The organism is Motilimonas sp. 1_MG-2023 (assembly GCF_030547455.1).
In the GTDB taxonomy this organism is placed as follows: Bacteria; Pseudomonadota; Gammaproteobacteria; order Enterobacterales; family CBDFNC01; genus Motilimonas.
The window spans coordinates 1-16073 of sequence record NZ_JAUOPX010000043.1; the positions used below are offsets into that span (position 1 = coordinate 1).

14 protein-coding genes are annotated in these 16073 nt (G+C 44.7%); 2 read left to right on the top strand and 12 right to left on the bottom strand.

All coding sequences use genetic code 11. From position 1 onward, the window contains the following. Nucleotides 1–221 precede the first annotated feature (221 nt). From clpB to rluD, 3 genes are all read right to left on the bottom strand, one after another. Nucleotides 222–2798, bottom strand: coding sequence for an ATP-dependent chaperone ClpB (gene clpB / locus Q4519_RS17735; RefSeq protein WP_303514590.1), 2577 nt, complete (start codon nucleotides 2796–2798; stop codon nucleotides 222–224). A gap of 67 nt (nucleotides 2799–2865) precedes the next feature. Continuing rightward, entirely contained in the window at nucleotides 2866–3600 is a 735-nt protein-coding gene (gene pgeF / locus Q4519_RS17740; protein ID WP_303514591.1) for a peptidoglycan editing factor PgeF, read from the bottom strand. A gap of 4 nt (nucleotides 3601–3604) precedes the next feature. Beyond that, nucleotides 3605–4579: a 23S rRNA pseudouridine(1911/1915/1917) synthase RluD gene (gene rluD, locus Q4519_RS17745; protein ID WP_232803869.1), complete on the bottom strand. Its 975-nt coding sequence runs from the start codon at nucleotides 4577–4579 to the stop codon at nucleotides 3605–3607. A gap of 126 nt (nucleotides 4580–4705) precedes the next feature. Here rluD and Q4519_RS17750 point away from each other — a divergent pair, with 126 nt between their 5' ends. Further along, a complete protein-coding gene (locus Q4519_RS17750; RefSeq protein ID WP_232803870.1) occupies nucleotides 4706–5464 on the top strand; it encodes an outer membrane protein assembly factor BamD in 759 nt (252 codons plus the stop codon). A 98-nt stretch (nucleotides 5465–5562) separates the two neighbouring features. Here the strand turns inward: Q4519_RS17750 and glnB are convergent, their stop codons facing one another. The 7 genes from glnB to murJ form a co-directional block, all read right to left on the bottom strand. After that, the gene (gene glnB / locus Q4519_RS17755; RefSeq protein WP_232803871.1) at nucleotides 5563–5901 is read right to left on the bottom strand and encodes a nitrogen regulatory protein P-II; all 339 of its coding nucleotides are present in this window, start codon (nucleotides 5899–5901) and stop codon (nucleotides 5563–5565) included. 102 nt (nucleotides 5902–6003) lie between these two features. Then, nucleotides 6004–6933: a 4-hydroxy-3-methylbut-2-enyl diphosphate reductase gene (gene ispH / locus Q4519_RS17760; protein ID WP_303514597.1), complete on the bottom strand. Its 930-nt coding sequence runs from the start codon at nucleotides 6931–6933 to the stop codon at nucleotides 6004–6006. 9 nt (nucleotides 6934–6942) lie between these two features. Continuing rightward, nucleotides 6943–7377: an FKBP-type peptidyl-prolyl cis-trans isomerase gene (gene fkpB, locus Q4519_RS17765; protein ID WP_303514599.1), complete on the bottom strand. Its 435-nt coding sequence runs from the start codon at nucleotides 7375–7377 to the stop codon at nucleotides 6943–6945. Further along, nucleotides 7370–7894 (bottom strand): signal peptidase II, encoded by a 525-nt coding sequence (lspA, locus tag Q4519_RS17770; protein WP_232803874.1) that lies wholly within the window; start codon nucleotides 7892–7894, stop codon nucleotides 7370–7372. The genes fkpB and lspA overlap by 8 nt, the downstream gene beginning before the upstream one ends. Next, nucleotides 7887–10712 (bottom strand): isoleucine--tRNA ligase, encoded by a 2826-nt coding sequence (gene ileS, locus Q4519_RS17775; protein WP_303514604.1) that lies wholly within the window; start codon nucleotides 10710–10712, stop codon nucleotides 7887–7889. Before ileS ends, lspA begins: the two co-directional genes overlap by 8 nt. Before the next feature lie 34 nt (nucleotides 10713–10746). Continuing rightward, entirely contained in the window at nucleotides 10747–11679 is a 933-nt protein-coding gene (gene ribF, locus Q4519_RS17780; protein ID WP_232803876.1) for a bifunctional riboflavin kinase/FAD synthetase, read from the bottom strand. Nucleotides 11680–11734: 55 nt separating this feature from the next. Next, nucleotides 11735–13297, bottom strand: coding sequence for a murein biosynthesis integral membrane protein MurJ (gene murJ / locus Q4519_RS17785; RefSeq protein WP_232803877.1), 1563 nt, complete (start codon nucleotides 13295–13297; stop codon nucleotides 11735–11737). 191 nt (nucleotides 13298–13488) lie between these two features. On the opposite strand from murJ, the gene rpsT reads away from it, so the two are divergent. After that, the gene (gene rpsT, locus Q4519_RS17790; RefSeq protein ID WP_232803878.1) at nucleotides 13489–13749 is read left to right on the top strand and encodes a 30S ribosomal protein S20; all 261 of its coding nucleotides are present in this window, start codon (nucleotides 13489–13491) and stop codon (nucleotides 13747–13749) included. Nucleotides 13750–13829: 80 nt separating this feature from the next. Here rpsT and nhaR read toward each other — a convergent pair whose 3' ends face one another. Next, nucleotides 13830–14741: a transcriptional activator NhaR gene (gene nhaR, locus Q4519_RS17795; protein WP_232803879.1), complete on the bottom strand. Its 912-nt coding sequence runs from the start codon at nucleotides 14739–14741 to the stop codon at nucleotides 13830–13832. Nucleotides 14742–14853: 112 nt separating this feature from the next. Further along, on the bottom strand, nucleotides 14854–16050 hold the full coding sequence (nhaA, locus tag Q4519_RS17800) for a Na+/H+ antiporter NhaA (RefSeq protein WP_232803880.1): 1197 nt from the start codon (nucleotides 16048–16050) through the stop codon (nucleotides 14854–14856). Nucleotides 16051–16073 lie beyond the last annotated feature (23 nt).

The window sequence follows — 16073 nt, forward strand, 5'->3', positions numbered from 1 at the left end:
CTTCTTAACCACCTGATGTTGCGTTGCGCCTTGCGCTGTGCCGTCTCAGTGGTTGCGCATTATAGGGAGATTCGATTTCGGTGCAAGGGGTTTTACGCAGATTTATAAAAGTTAGACATTAACGAACAAAAACAAACCAAATAGAACAATTTTACAGCAAAACCACCTTCAGATGACATCTGAAGGTGGTTACTGTAAGCAGAATTAAGCCGTCTAGCAGCTTAATTCTGGGTAAAACTGAAACGATCTCCTTCCATATCTACATTGATTGATGCCCCAGGTATCAATTTACCCGACAAAATGGCCTGCGCTAATGGGTTTTCCAATTCTTGTTGGATAGCTCGCTTCAAAGGACGAGCACCGTATACCGAATCAAACCCAGCTTCCGCAATATGTGACAATGCCGCATCAGTAACATTGAGCTGGTAATCTTTTTCCGTTAATCGTGCCTGCAAACGCTGCAACTGGATCTTGGCGATAGACTTAATGTGTTCACCAAATAATGGATGGAACACAACCGTTTCATCGACGCGATTTAAAAACTCAGGTCTAAAGCTTTGCATGAGCACTCTTAACACTCGCTCTTTCATTTCAGCATAACTGGCATGTTGAAAATGCTCTTGGATCACATCTGAGCCCAGGTTCGAGGTCATAATGATTACCGTATTTCTGAAATCAACCGTGCGACCTTGGCCATCCGTTAAACGGCCATCATCTAGCACCTGAAGCAAAATGTTAAACACATCTGGATGCGCCTTCTCGACCTCATCTAACAAGATCACCGAATAAGGTTTACGCCGGACTGCTTCAGTAAGATAGCCGCCCTCTTCGTAACCCACGTAGCCCGGAGGCGCACCTACTAACCGAGCAACAGAATGTTTTTCCATAAACTCGGACATATCAATACGAACCATATTGTCTTCGGTATCGAATAAGAAATTTGCCAGTGCTTTACACAACTCTGTTTTACCCACACCTGTAGGCCCTAAAAATAAAAAAGAGCCAATGGGTTTATTCGGATCAGCTAGTCCGGCTCGACTACGGCGAATGGCATTGGATACAGCGTCAACGGCTTCATTTTGTCCAATTACCCGAGTATGTAATTGCTGCTCCATTTTTAGCAGCTTTTCTCTTTCTCCCTCGAGCATCTTACTGACGGGGATCCCAGTCCAACGTGACAACACATCAGCAATTTCATTTTCACTCACGCGATGACGTAATAATGTCATGTCTTGCATTTCAGCTTGTGAGGCTAAATCTAGCTGTTTCTCTAATTCGGGGATTCGCCCATATTGCAATTCAGACATCCGACTTAAATCACTTGCACGACGTGCAAATTCTAAGTCAAGACGCGCTTGCTCTAATTCAGACTTGATATGCTGAGTACCTGACAAAGCAGCTTTCTCGGCCTTCCAAACCTCATCGAGCTCTTTAAAAGCAAACTCTTTCTCGACCAACTCTTCAGACAATAATTGCAAACGCTTTTTACTTGCATCGTCTTCTTCTTTAGTCAGCGCTTGCTGCTCTAATTTAAGCTGAATTATTTTGCGCTCAAGGCGCTCAAGAGGCTCAGGTTTCGAATCGATTTGCAGGCGAATACTTGATGCCGCCTCGTCAATCAAGTCAATTGCTTTATCAGGCAGCTGTCGATCAGAAATATAGCGATAAGATAATTGGGCTGCTGCAACAATCGCAGGATCGGTAATTTCTACTTTATGGTGTAGCTCGTAGCGTTCTTTCAAGCCGCGTAAAATAGCAATAGTATCTTCTACCGAAGGCTCTTCAACCAACACCTTCTGGAAGCGACGCTCTAACGCCGCATCTTTTTCTATATACTTACGATATTCATCAAGCGTAGTAGCACCAACACAATGAAGCTCACCTCGCGCTAACGCAGGCTTAAGCATATTACCGGCATCCATCGCGCCATCGCTCTTACCAGCACCGACCATAGTATGCAGCTCATCGATAAATAAAATGACCCGACCCTCTTCTTTGGCCAATTCATTTAGTACTGCTTTTAATCGCTCTTCAAATTCACCGCGATATTTAGCACCCGCGACGAGTGTGCCCATGTCTAAAGACAGAACCCGCTTATGCTTTAATCCTTCCGGCACTTCGCCATCGATAATGCGCTGTGCTAAACCTTCAGCAATGGCGGTTTTCCCCACCCCCGGAGCACCAATCAAAACAGGGTTGTTTTTGGTACGACGTTGCAATACTTGAATGGTGCGACGGATCTCGTCATCTCGACCAATCACAGGATCTAACTTACCTTGCTCGGCACGCTCAGTCAGATCGACAGTATACTTTTCTAGGGCTTGTCGTTGGTCTTCGGCGTTTTGATCATCCACCTTTTGCCCACCACGTACTTTTTCAATCGCCGATTCAATATTTTTCTGGTTTGCGCCAGCTTTACGCAAAATATCACCTAAAGCGCTTTTATCTTCACAAGCGGCCAGAATAAATAGCTCCGATGATATGTATTTATCTTTACGCTTTTGCGCCAACTTATCACAATAGTTAAGGAGTACACCCAAGTTATTAGCAAGTTGCACATCGCCGCCAATGCCTTCTACCTTAGGGAGTTTGTCAAGCGCTTGCGAAAGTTGCGAGCGTAATGTGCTAACATCAACACCAGCTTCGGTTAACAATGGACGAATAGAGCCCGCGTCTTGGTTTAGCAACGCTGTCATTAAATGCACGGGTTCAATAAATTGGTGGTCTCGCCCTAACGCAAGGGATTGGGCATCAGAGATAGCAAGTTGAAATTTACTGGTAAGTCTATCGAGTCGCATACAACAATCCTAAAATTAATCATCTTCTGATTATATAGATAGGTGCACTGGCACGAGTTTCAAGTTTTTATTTTGTTAAATAAATCAAACTGGCCATGCGCCCGGTAACTCCTTCTTTTCGATATGAAAAAAAGGTATCTGTTTCTGAAAAGGTACAATGATCACCGCCATAGACATGGCTGACTCCCAGCTCAGCTAACGCTAATCGCGCGAGCTGGTACAGGTCAGCCTTCCATTTACCTTCTTCGTCTGTGGTAAATGCTGACGCAAAATCGTCACTTTGTTGAATAAAAGCATCACGCACTTCACTGCCAACTTGAAATGCCATTGGCCCGATCGCAGGGCCTAGCCACACTAATATATCTTGATTATTAGCGGGGGCCTGGATAATAGCTTGCTTTAAAATACCATTACAAAGGCCGCGCCATCCGGCGTGAACCGCCGCCACAAAAGAGCCCTGCTGGTCTGTTATCAGTACCGGTAAACAATCAGCCGTCATGACAACACATGCTAACTCAGGAATATCGGTCCAACTGCCATCAGCAACGGGCACCACGGCGGTAGACAAAGAGGCCTTAATCACATCGGTACTGTGTACTTGCTCTAACCATAGTGGCTCATTAGCAAGCCCCACTTCACTTTTCAGTAACGCCCGATTAGTTAATACATGCTCAGTATTATCATTAACGTGCAACCCCAAATTCAGACTTGAATACTGCGCCTGACTCACCCCGCCTTCTCGTGTCGTTGAGTAAGCCACTACATTTGCAGGAGCGGGCCAATTCGGTTTGAGTAAGCGCATAGGGTTAATACTCTTCTTGTGGATTATCTTTAGTGTCTTGACGCAAAATTTCCGCCAGTTCAACCATGTCATCAGGTATCGGTGCATGCCATTGCATCAACTCGCCTGTAATTGGATGCTCTAATTCCAACATCGCGGCATGTAGTGCTTGACGTTTAAAGCCGCGCAACACAGTAACCAACTCAGGACCAGCATTTTTTGGCAAGCGAGCACGCCCACCATAAAGTTGGTCACCCACCAATGGATGGCCTAAGTGAGACATATGCACACGAATTTGATGGGTACGCCCAGTTTCTAGGCGCAACCTTAAGCGCGTATGTGAACGGTACTTTTCAGCAACACGGTAGTGTGTAACCGCGGGTTTACCTGTTTCTTTAACCGCCATTTGAGTGCGATGGGTACTGTGACGACCAATCGCCGCATCCACCAATCCGCCGGCAGTCAGTTTACCTATCGCAATGGCTTCATATTCACGAGTAATATTACGTGCTTGCAGCGCGGTAACTAGGTGAGTTTGTGCCGGAACGGTTTTCGCTACGACCATCAAGCCTGTTGTGTCTTTGTCCAAGCGGTGTACGATACCCGCGCGTGGCACTTCAACAATACTCGGACAATGGTGTAATAAGGCGTTTAGAACCGTGCCATCTGGATTACCAGCACCAGGGTGGACCACTAGATCAGCGGGTTTGTTGATCACTAAAATGTCGTCATCTTCATAAACAATGTTGAGTGGGATCGGCTGCGCTTCAAAACGCACTTCGTCCTCCAATACGGCATTCAACACAATTTCTTGTCCTGGTAATACCTTCTCCCTTGGCTTGTTCGCTATCCGCCCATCTAAAAGCACGCGATCGGCCAAAATCCACTCTTTAATACGCGATCTTGAGTAATCAGGGAAAAGTTCCGCTAACGCTTGATCTAATCGCTGTCCAATTTGATGAGGAGCAACCTCACCCTGTAATTCTAATTCCTGACTCATATACTTCTTATCGTTAGTGGGTGTAAAAGCTGAATAGCTTCACTATATCATTTATTTTAACTTTTCTTTTGTCTCAGCATAACGGATACTTTCACCTTTTACGAAAAGACGAAACAAATAGGTATTATGAAGAAGAGCGTACGGCTAATTTCAGCGGTGGCATTTACCGCTATATTTACCTTAGGCTGCTCATCAAAAGATGACGCAGAAAAAGTGCCTGATAAAGCACCTGTTGTTTTATACGAAGACGCACAGCTGGCATTACAAGCAGGTAATTTTACTCAAGCTGCAGAAGTTCTCGAAGCACTCGATGCTCGCTACCCTTTTGGTCCTCATTCAGAACAAGTGCAACTTGACCTGATTTACGCTTATTACAAAAGCGATGAATTTGCTCAGGCTATGGCTAATATCGAGCGATTTCTACGTTTAAGCCCGACCCATAAAAACATTGATTATGTTTACTATATGCGCGGCTTAACCCATATGGCGATGAGCTCAACTTTCTTCCATGGTTTATTCGGCATCGATCGCTTTGATCGAAACACCGCTCACTATCAAAATGCATTTATGGATTTTAAACGGTTATTACAACGTTACCCTGATAGTGTTTATGCCGCTGACGCCCAAGCTCGTATGATAGGTATTAAAAACAGCCTAGCGCGCTATGAAATCGAAGTAGCTAAATGGTATATCAAACGCGATGCTTATGTTGCGGCCATCAATCGGGGCAAGTACGTGTTAGAACACTTCCCAGACACCGCAGCTACCGAGCAAGCCCTAGAAGTGATGCTAACGGGTTATACAGAGCTGAAAGTTGAAGAGCCAAAGACCCGTACGCTGGCAGTCATGAAAGCAAACTTCCCAAATAACAAGTGGGTTCGCTAAGATATATTCTTTTCTAATCCAAATAAAAAAGGCTCATTAATATGAGCCTTTTTAGTATCTGCTACTTATCTTAAGCCTAAGCAGCAAAATAAGAACAATTAAATGGCTTCTTCGTTTTCTTCGCCAGTACGAATACGGATAACACGTACCACATCAGTGACAAAAATCTTACCATCACCAATTTTACCCGTTTGCGCAGTTTGAATAATAGCCTCGATACAGCGGTCAACATCTTCACTTTGCACCACGATTTCAATTTTCACCTTAGGTAAAAAGTCCACCATGTACTCGGCACCGCGATAAAGTTCAGTATGGCCTTTTTGGCGGCCGAAGCCTTTTACTTCCGATACTGTCATCCCTGTGATGCCAATATCAGCTAACGCTTCACGTACATCATCCATTTTAAACGGCTTAATAATCGCTTCGATTTTTTTCATTACTCAACCTTTACCTATGTATCGGGACCCTAAGGCCATGCTTTACCTTCATTGTGATAAAATATTACTGAATATTCAAGGCGCTAACCTAAGCTAAATTGATTACCTCAATTCAGCAGGCACCTCAAAAATAACATTTTCTTCTACACCTGGGTTTTCGATCACCACTTTGCCACCCAAAGCTTCAACTCGGCTCACCACGGCACGCACCAACACTTCAGGCGCCGATGCACCAGCAGTAACGCCAACCTGACTCACTCCTTCTAGCCATTCTGAACGAATATCATCAGCCGTATCAATTAAGTAAGCAGCGGTTCCTGCTTTTTCAGATTTTTCACGCAAGCGATTTGAATTAGAAGAGTTCTTAGAGCCTACAACCAATACCACTTGGGTTTTATCAGATAAGTCTTTTACCGCATCTTGACGATTTTGAGTGGCGTAACATATATCTTTCTTACGTGGCCCTTCAATTTGCGGAAACTTTTCGCGTAGCGCATCAATCACTTCTGAAGTATCATCAACAGACAAAGTGGTTTGAGTACAAAATAACAAATGTTCAGGATCTTTTACCGTTAACGCGGCCACATCAGCAACCGATTCAACTAAGTAAATCCCCCCCTGCTCGTTATTATACTGACCCATGGTGCCTTCCACCTCAGGATGCCCCTGATGGCCAATCAAAATACACTCATGGCCACGACGGCTGGCACGGGTAACTTCCATATGAACTTTCGTGACTAATGGGCAAGTTGCATCAAATATTTTTAGCGCGCGGCGCTGCGCTTCTTTGCGTACCACTTGAGACACGCCGTGAGCACTGAAAATGACAATCGAGTTATCAGGTACTTCATCAAGCTCTTCCACAAATACCGCACCACGAGCCTTTAAGCCATCGACTACGTACTTGTTATGCACAACTTCATGACGCACATAAATAGGCGGTTCAAATAGCTCTAATGCACGCTCAACAATACTGATAGCACGATGAACTCCAGCGCAAAAACCGCGCGGGTTAGCTAATAAGATTTCCATAATTAGCTCCTAATCTATGCTGATCACGTCAACATCAAAGGTTAACGATTGACCCGCTAGCGGATGATTGAAGTCTACAGTGACCGATTCACCCGTGACTTCACGTACAATGCCCGGCAATTCATGACCATCAGGTTGAGTAAACGCAATGATAGCACCTACCTCAGCAGGAGCATCGGCGCCAAATTTACTGCGTTCAACGTAATAAATGTTATCTGGATTAGGTTGGCCAAAGGCATCTTCTGGCTCAAGTTCAAACGACTTACTTTCGCCTTCGGTTAAACCTAATAAACATTTTTCAAAGTTCACTGTTAGGCTGCCATCGCCCATACGAAACTTGGCAGGCTTATTATTGACTTTAGTGCTATCAGCCGCTGAGCCATCAGATAACTTAATAGTGAAGTGCATCACCACTTCACTGTTCGCCGTAATTGCCTTAGTCATTTTTTACTTCCTTTTGCTCTGGCCGCTTAACAAGTAACGCATCAAGAATAATGATCACCGCACCAATACAAATCGCGCTGTCGGCAATATTAAATGCAGGCCAGCGATAAAAGCCAAAATCGAAATCTAAAAAGTCCACTACAAAGCCATGGTATAAACGATCAACTAAGTTGCCAATCGCGCCACCAAGGATCAAGGTATAAGCAGCGTTTAACCATTTCTCTTGATACGGTGACTTTTTCAGCCAGTAAAGCAGTACCCCACTCACAAAGACTGCAATACTGGTAAAAAACCAACGTTGCCAACCACCAGCATCATGCAAGAAGCTAAAGGCGGCACCATAGTTTCTTGCATAGGTGAAGTTAAAAAACGGCAACACCTGAATCGATTCATACAAATCAAAGTTCAGATGAACATAAGCCTTAGTGATCATATCGACAGCAAACACCAGAATCGCTAGCCAAAGCCAGCGCAGTCCGGTTTTTTGCATCGCTTCTTGCGGCGACGAATTAGGCATAATGGCGAACTTCTCCTTCACCTGATACGTTGGTCACACAACGACCACATAGCTCTGGGTGCTCTGCAACTGAGCCTACATCTTCAATATGGTGCCAACAGCGACCACATTTCGTGGCTTCAGAGGCCTCTACCAACACAGATAAGCCCTCAACTTCGGTCTTCATTGCTGTCGTAGGAGCCGCTTCTAAGCTCACTTCTGCTTTTGATGTTAACAGAACAAAACGCAATTCATTTTCAATCAAGGCTAATTTCTCAGCTTGCTCCGTTGTCACAAACAAAGTGACATTAGCCGCTAAGCCGCCCCCGATCTTGCCATCACGGCGCGCTTGCTCGAGCGATTTATTCACTTCACCACGGATGCGAATGACTTCATCCCAGTATTCGTTATTTAGTTTTTCGCTTTCATCTAATGCAAATAAGCCCTCAAACCAAACGCCCGTGAAAACGAATTCATCACGCTCGCCCGGCATACGCTGCCAAATTTCATCCGCAGTGAAACTCATGATCGGCGCCATTAAACGCACCAAAGACTCACAAATCAAGTACATGGCAGTTTGACAACTGCGACGAGCTAAACCATCAGACTTAGCGGTGTACTGGCGGTCCTTAATGATATCTAAGTAGAAACTACCTAAGTCAATCGAGCAGAAGTGCATCATTTTTTGCGTGACGGTTAGCAATTGATAGTTATCGTAGGCATCCACTAGCGCATCTTGCAGTTCTTTAGCTTTACCTACCGCCCAACGGTCAAGTGCAACCATCTCATTTGGTGCTACCATGTCCGTTTTCGGATCAAAACCATTTAAGTTAGCTAATAAGAAACGCATGGTATTACGAATACGACGGTAGCTATCAGCACTGCGTTTTAAGATTTCATCCGATACCGTCATCTCACCGGTGTAATCCGTTGATGCCACCCATAAGCGTAAAATATCCGCGCCTAGCTCATTCATGACCACTTGAGGTGATACCACGTTACCGATAGATTTTGACATCTTGCGGCCGTTAGCATCAACAGTGAAACCGTGAGTTAACACTTCTTTATAAGGCGCTTCGCCATTCATCGCGGTGCCCGTCATTAGAGACGACTGGAACCAACCACGATGCTGATCGGAACCTTCAAGGTACATATCTGCTTTATGGCCATTGTATTCAGCGCGAGCAGCCACAACCGCCGCATGAGTTGAACCAGAATCAAACCACACATCTAACGTATCAGGTACCTTACGATACTGGTCGGCTTCATTACCTAATAGCTCGGCATCATCAAGATCCCACCAAGCTTGAATCCCTTCTTTTTCAACTTTCTGCGCTACTTTTTCGATTAATTCAGATGAATTCGGGTGTAGCTCTTGGGTTTCTTTGTGGACAAATAATGCAATTGGCACACCCCAAGTACGTTGGCGCGAAATACACCAGTCAGGACGACCTTCAACCATTTTCTCGATACGATTTTGGCCCCACTCAGGGATCCAACGCACCGACTTAATTTCGCCCATGGCGGTATCACGTAGACCATTTTGATCCATCGAGATAAACCATTGTGGCGTGGCACGAAAGATAATCGGCGTTTTATGGCGCCAACAATGTGGATAGCTGTGACGAAAAGCAACAAAGTGCATTAACGCACCTTTTTCTTGCAACACTTCCACTACGCTGTCGTTCGCTTTAAACACGTGCTGACCAGCAAATAGTTCAGTATCGGCTTTATATACGCCGTTGTCACCCACTGGGTTAGCCACTTCTAGGCCGTATTTATTACCAACGATAAAGTCGTCTTGACCATGTCCCGGCGCGGTATGCACTACACCAGTACCAGATTCGGTAGTGACGTGTTCGCCTAAAATAGCCGGCACGCTAAAGTCATAGAATGGATGGTTAAATTGCGCTAGCTCTAGTGCTTCACCTTTGGCAAAGCCGAGTTTACGAAATTCAGTGATTTCGTAACGCGCTAAACACGCATCCATTAGCTCTTCAGCTAAAATCAAACGCTCTTTGCCTGCCGCAGAAACCACTTCGACTAGCACATAATCAAGATTCGCCGCTAGGGCTACCGCACGGTTAGCCGGTAGGGTCCAAGGCGTGGTGGTCCAGATTAATACCGATACTTGACCTTCACCTGCATCCCCTTCAAGGGCGAAACGAGATACCACATCCGCTTCATCTTTAGCAGCAAAACGAACATCAATCGCAGGCGAGGTTTTATCTTCGTACTCTACTTCAGCTTCAGCTAACGCGGAACCACAGTCGGTACACCAATGCACCGGCTTAGAGCCCTTATGCAAATGGCCATTATCGATAATTTTACCTAAGGCTCGAATAATGTTGGCTTCTGTTGAAAAGTCCATGGTTAAGTAGGGATTTTGCCAATCACCTAACACACCTAAACGGATAAAATCTTTGCGTTGACCATCAACTTGCTTAGCTGCATATTCGCGGCATTTTTTACGAAAGTCTGCCGCACTGATTTTTTGACCTGGCTTGCCTACTTTTTGCTCAACTTTAAGTTCAATCGGCAAACCGTGACAATCCCAACCTGGAATATAAGGCGAGTCAAAATCCGCTAGGGTTTTCGACTTAATAATAATGTCTTTTAGGATTTTGTTAACTGAGTGACCAATATGAATATCGCCGTTCGCATAAGGAGGGCCATCATGTAGGATAAAGGATTTTTTACCCTTTTTTGCCTCACGGATCTTGCCGTAAAGATCCTTTGCATACCATTCTTTCAACATGTTTGGCTCACGATTAGCTAAGTTAGCTTTCATCGGGAACCCTGTTTTAGGAAGATTCAGGGTGTCTTTATAGTCGCTCATTTAATCCAAGTTCCATTATCGGGAAGGTCAATTTTTAAACAGCCAAGCCGTGATAATCACGCGCCTGACCGACATCTAGTTCGATTTGTTGTTTTAGTGCCGCAAAATTTTCAAATTTGCGTTCATCTCGTATTTTTTGTTTTAACACGACTTCAAGCTGGCGGCCATAAAGATCACCGCTATAGTCGAAAATATGTACTTCTAGCTGCTGGCGCTCACCATTCAGTGTCGGGCGAGTACCGATATTCGCAATGCCCCTATAAGTAGCTTGCTCCATGCCCCTAATCTCAACGGCATAGACCCCTTTCACCGGCGTCACTAAACGCTTTAACCAAATATTGGCAGTCGGTACACCTATGGTGCGGCCCAATTTTTGGCCGTGGGCTACGCGTCCACTAATACTATATGGCCGGCCCAATAATCGTTCAGCGTGTTGTAACTGACCTGCAGCAAGGGCATCTCGGATCTGTGTGCTGCTTACCCGAGTGCTACCGTGAAGCAGGCTTTGCGTGGCGATCACATCAAAACCATATTTTTTGCCCGCTTGTTGCAACAGTTCAAAATTACCTTGGCGACGATAACCAAAATGAAAATCGTCGCCAACCACCAAGAATTTTACGCCTAGCTTATTCACCAGCACCTGTTCAATAAACTGATTGGCATCCATGGCGGCGAAGTGACGGCTAAATCTAACACATAGCAACCGGTCTAAACCAAATTGCTCAAGACGCCTAAATTTGTCGCGTAAGCGACTTAATCGAGCGGGAGAGTTTTCACCCAGGAATAATTCCAAGGGTTGAGGCTCAAAGGTCATCACTGTTGCAGGCACCGCAAACTCAGCCGCTTTAAGCAATAGCTGCTGCAATACCGCTTGGTGTCCTCTATGAACACCATCAAAATTACCTATGCTAAGAACACAGCCCTGATGCTCAGGTTTAATATTCTTGATGCCTCGGATTAGATCCATTATCTCTACCAATAGCCACAAAACTGACGGATTATATAACAGCCAGTTTGAGTAATCAGCCCCCCGCGGTACGAAGATCGCGTGGACGCAAACCGAATACTAGGTTTATGGCTAAATAAATCACGGCCCCCGCACTAATTAAAGCCGCTAACAACCAAACCTGACTTAACTTAGGTTGTTCAGCCCAAGTTGATAAATCGGGAGTGAAATAGACTAAAAACGCCCCCATCGCGAATGCCGCAAGCAGTAAACGAATCAAAAACCAAACCGTGCCCGGTTGTAATATAAACACGCCTTGATTTTTTAAACCTCGCCATAACATGAACGCGTTTAATGAGGCCGATAAAGAAGTAGCAATGGCTAAACCAACATAACCATAAGGAATAGCAAAAATAATATTAAAGGCCATATTACTCACCATGGCGATAATGCCGTATTTAACCGGCGTCTTGGTGTCTTGGCGCGCGTAATAACCTGGCGCAAGTACCTTAACTAGCATAAAGCTAAGCAGGCCAAAACCATAAGCGATTAAACTCATTGACGCCATTTGTACGTCTACCTGACTAAACTTACCGCTCATAAACAGCACCGCTAGCATAGGTTGCGCCAGTAAAATTAAACCAAACATCGCCGGCACGCCTAACAAGCACACCAGTCGAAAACCCCAGTCTAAGGTTTGGGCAAAATCTTGCTTCGAATCACTCGCATGTAAACGCGATAAACTAGGTAAAATCACCGTAGCAATCGCAATACCAAATAAACCAAGTGGGAACTCGAGTAAACGGTCTGAAAAGTAAAGCCAGCTCAGCGCTCCATCTTGCAAGAAACTGGCAATGACGGTATCTAGCAACAAATTGATCTGGCTAACGGATACCCCAAACATAGCAGGGATCATTAAGGTTCGGATTTTCACCACGCCAGGATGATGCCATTGCCATTTCGGCTTGACTAACACACCCGCTTGTTTCAAAAACGGAATTTGAAACAAAAACTGGATCAAGCCGCCCAAAAACACCCCTGAAGCCATAATATACTCAGGCTGTGCGACATGAGGCGCTAGAATCAAAGCACAAGAGATAATCGCAATATTAAGAAATACCGGGGTAAATGCAGCAATGGCAAATTTACCCAAGGAATTTAAAATCGCCCCGCTCATGGCGACAAAAGTAATAAACCATAAGTACGGGAAAGTAATTTTGAGCAAGGTTGATGCTAAGGTATATTTTTCAGCATCTGGGCCACCTTGCCACCAATCCACAAACCAACCAAAGCCAAATAAGGCAATGATCACAGGCGAGCCTAACACACCAATTAGCGTGATCACCGTAACGATAGTACCCAGCGTCCCCGATACCGCGGCAATTAATTTACGTAATTCTGTTTCATCCTCTTTTTGCTGATATTCGGAGAAAACAGGCACAAATGCTTGCGCAAATGCTCCTTCTGCAAATAAACGCCGTAAAAAGTTGGGGATCTTATTGGCCATTAAAAATACGTCAGCAGCTGCACCTGCCCCTAAGATATTTGCGACCACCATATCTCTGATTAAACCCAAGATCCGTGAGATCAAGGTCATGGCACTGACGATTGCGCCCGATTTAAGTAGCTTTTTACTCAAGTATTGCCTCATTAGAACTGTTAGTGCAGCGCGAATGCTGCTAAAATCCGCCGACTAGTTTAACCGTGCTGCGGGTGAGATACCATGCAGTGGTGTTTAATTACACAAAAGGTTTGACAAAACACGTACAATAAGGCATATTCCACGGCCTTTAAATACACCCTGTTTAGACAGATTTTAGGAGTTAGAACTTGGCTAATATCAAGTCTGCTAAGAAACGCGCAATCCAAGCTGAGAAGAACCGCCAGCATAACGCTAGCCGTCGCTCCATGATGCGCACTTACATGAAAAAAGTTGTTGCCGCTATTGCAGAAGGCAATAAAGAAGCTGCACAAGAAGCATTCAAGAAGGTTCAACCTATCCTTGACCGCTACGCAACTAAAGGCCTAATCAGCAAAAACAAAGCTGCTCGTCATAAGAGCAACTTTAACGCGCAAATTAAAGCGCTTTAATTTTTGTTATTAAGCTAAGTATTTAAAAAAACCGACCTAGGTCGGTTTTTTTTTGCCTGCTAATCCTTGCCCTCACAAACCTACTTCTTAGCAGGACTCTCTAAACCTGAAAACAACGCTGAAAAGTTACTTTCGCACAAGCGCTTCACCGCCGGATGCTGGATCATCCGCTCGGCAAAAATCACGTAATATTCTTCTGTAATTTCATGAGTTTCTCCAATCAACTCAACATTACCTGAAGCCGTGATTTCATCACTATAAATGCTCGGCGCAACAAAAATCCCTTTATTATACTCACCAAATGCTTTCATTAAGGCGGCATCATCAAACTCACCAAGGATCTGTGGCGACACTCCTAACTCATCTAAATAGGTGATGAGCTTGCGACCGAGAGACGTTCTGCGACCAGGCATCAACAACTTACGCTCTTCTAAACAAGCGGGGAAAGGGGATGTGGGGACTGGCTTGTGGCAAAAGAAGCTGACACCACAGTATCCAATTTGCTTACTAAATAAGCCTGGGTTTTGGCTAGAGTCAACAGGACAATCGGATAAGATCATATCCAACTTATGCTGGCTTAACTTCTCCAGTAGCATTTCGTGGGTCGACTCATAGCAACACAAATGGATCGAACCATCATCGGGCACCACCGTCATTAGCACTCGACTAGCAAGACGTTTATATAATGCATCCGCTATCCCAACTTCAAATAATATATTTTTATCTTTGGTGTAGTTAACGATATCGATCATTTCATAGCTTAAAGTAAACATACGATCTGCATACTTAAATATCAGCTGCCCTAGATCAGTGGCCTCCAAATTACGGCCTTTACGGACAAATAATCGGCCGCCTAAACGCTGTTCAAGCTGACGAATTTGCCCGGTAACTGTTTGTGGTGTTAAAAAAAGCGCTTCAGCGGCTTTTGTCACCGAGCCTTTCTTTTGGGTCATCCAAAAATAATAAAGATGGTTGTAGTTAAGATGGGACATGGTTGTTCTCAGTAAAGAAACAATATTGTTCAGAGGTTAATATAAGTTGTAATAAAAAACACCTGCCACGCAAAGGAAGCAGGTGTTTTACGTTATAAAAAGCTAAATAGTGCTAATTCAGACTCAATTTAGATCTCTCAACTTGGCTATTTGACTCCTTAGCGAGGGAAAAATGCAATGTCAGATAACCTAATAAAGCCGCAATAGCAGAGCCAATTAAGATGGCTAAACGTGAAATATCCCCCAGCGCCGCAGCATCGGCGGAAAACGCTAATGAGGTAATAAAAATAGACATGGTAAAGCCAATACCGCACAAAATAGACACCGCGAATATTTGCATGAAATTAATCCCTTTTGGCAAACTCGCCCAGCCCATTTTCACGGCAAGGTAACTCATAGTGAACACGCCTAATGGCTTACCTATTAACAGCCCCAAAATAATGCCCATTGGTAATGGCTGCAATACCGCACTAAATGGAATGCCAGCAAGGGAAACACCCGCATTAGCAAAAGCAAATAACGGTAAAATCATAAAGCTACACCAAGGGTGAAGATTATGTTCAAGCTTAGACGCCATTGCCACACCATCACGATTGCGCAGCGGAATGGCGAAACCTAGCACCACACCGGCTAAGGTAGCATGAACACCGGACTTTAATACCGCCACCCATAACACTAAGCCCACCAGCATGTACAAACTCATGCGACGCTCACCACGCACACTCATCGCGAATAACAAAGCACAGCTTAGTGCTGCCACCAGTAGTGAGGTCAGGGATAAATCGGCGCTATAAAATAACGCGATAATCACGATAACACCAAGGTCATCGATAATGGCCAGCGCAAGTAAAAAAACCTTTAAACTTACCGGCACACGCTTACCGAACAGCGCCAGCACACCCAAAGCGAAAGCAATATCGGTTGCAGCAGGTATCGCCCAACCAGAACTCGCTACCGGATCGGAAAAGTTAAACAATAAAAACACAGCCGCAGGAACAAGCATGCCGCCAATCGCCGCAATAGCCGGTAACATGGCTTTTTCACGGGTCGATAAGTCCCCTTCAACTAACTCTCTCTTTACTTCTAAGCCGATGAGTAAGAAAAATATCGCCATCAGACCATCATTGATCCAAAGTAATAATGGCTTATCTATATCTAATGCCGCAATGCGCAGCTGCACCGGCATATCGAGAAAATCCTGATAAACAACGGTGAGAGGCGAATTTGCGATCAGTAAGGCGGTAAGGGCTGCAAAAATCAATATAATACCGGGTGCAGACTCTTGTTTGAAAAACTGCTTAAGTGCCATATGAAACAAATCCTATATAAGTG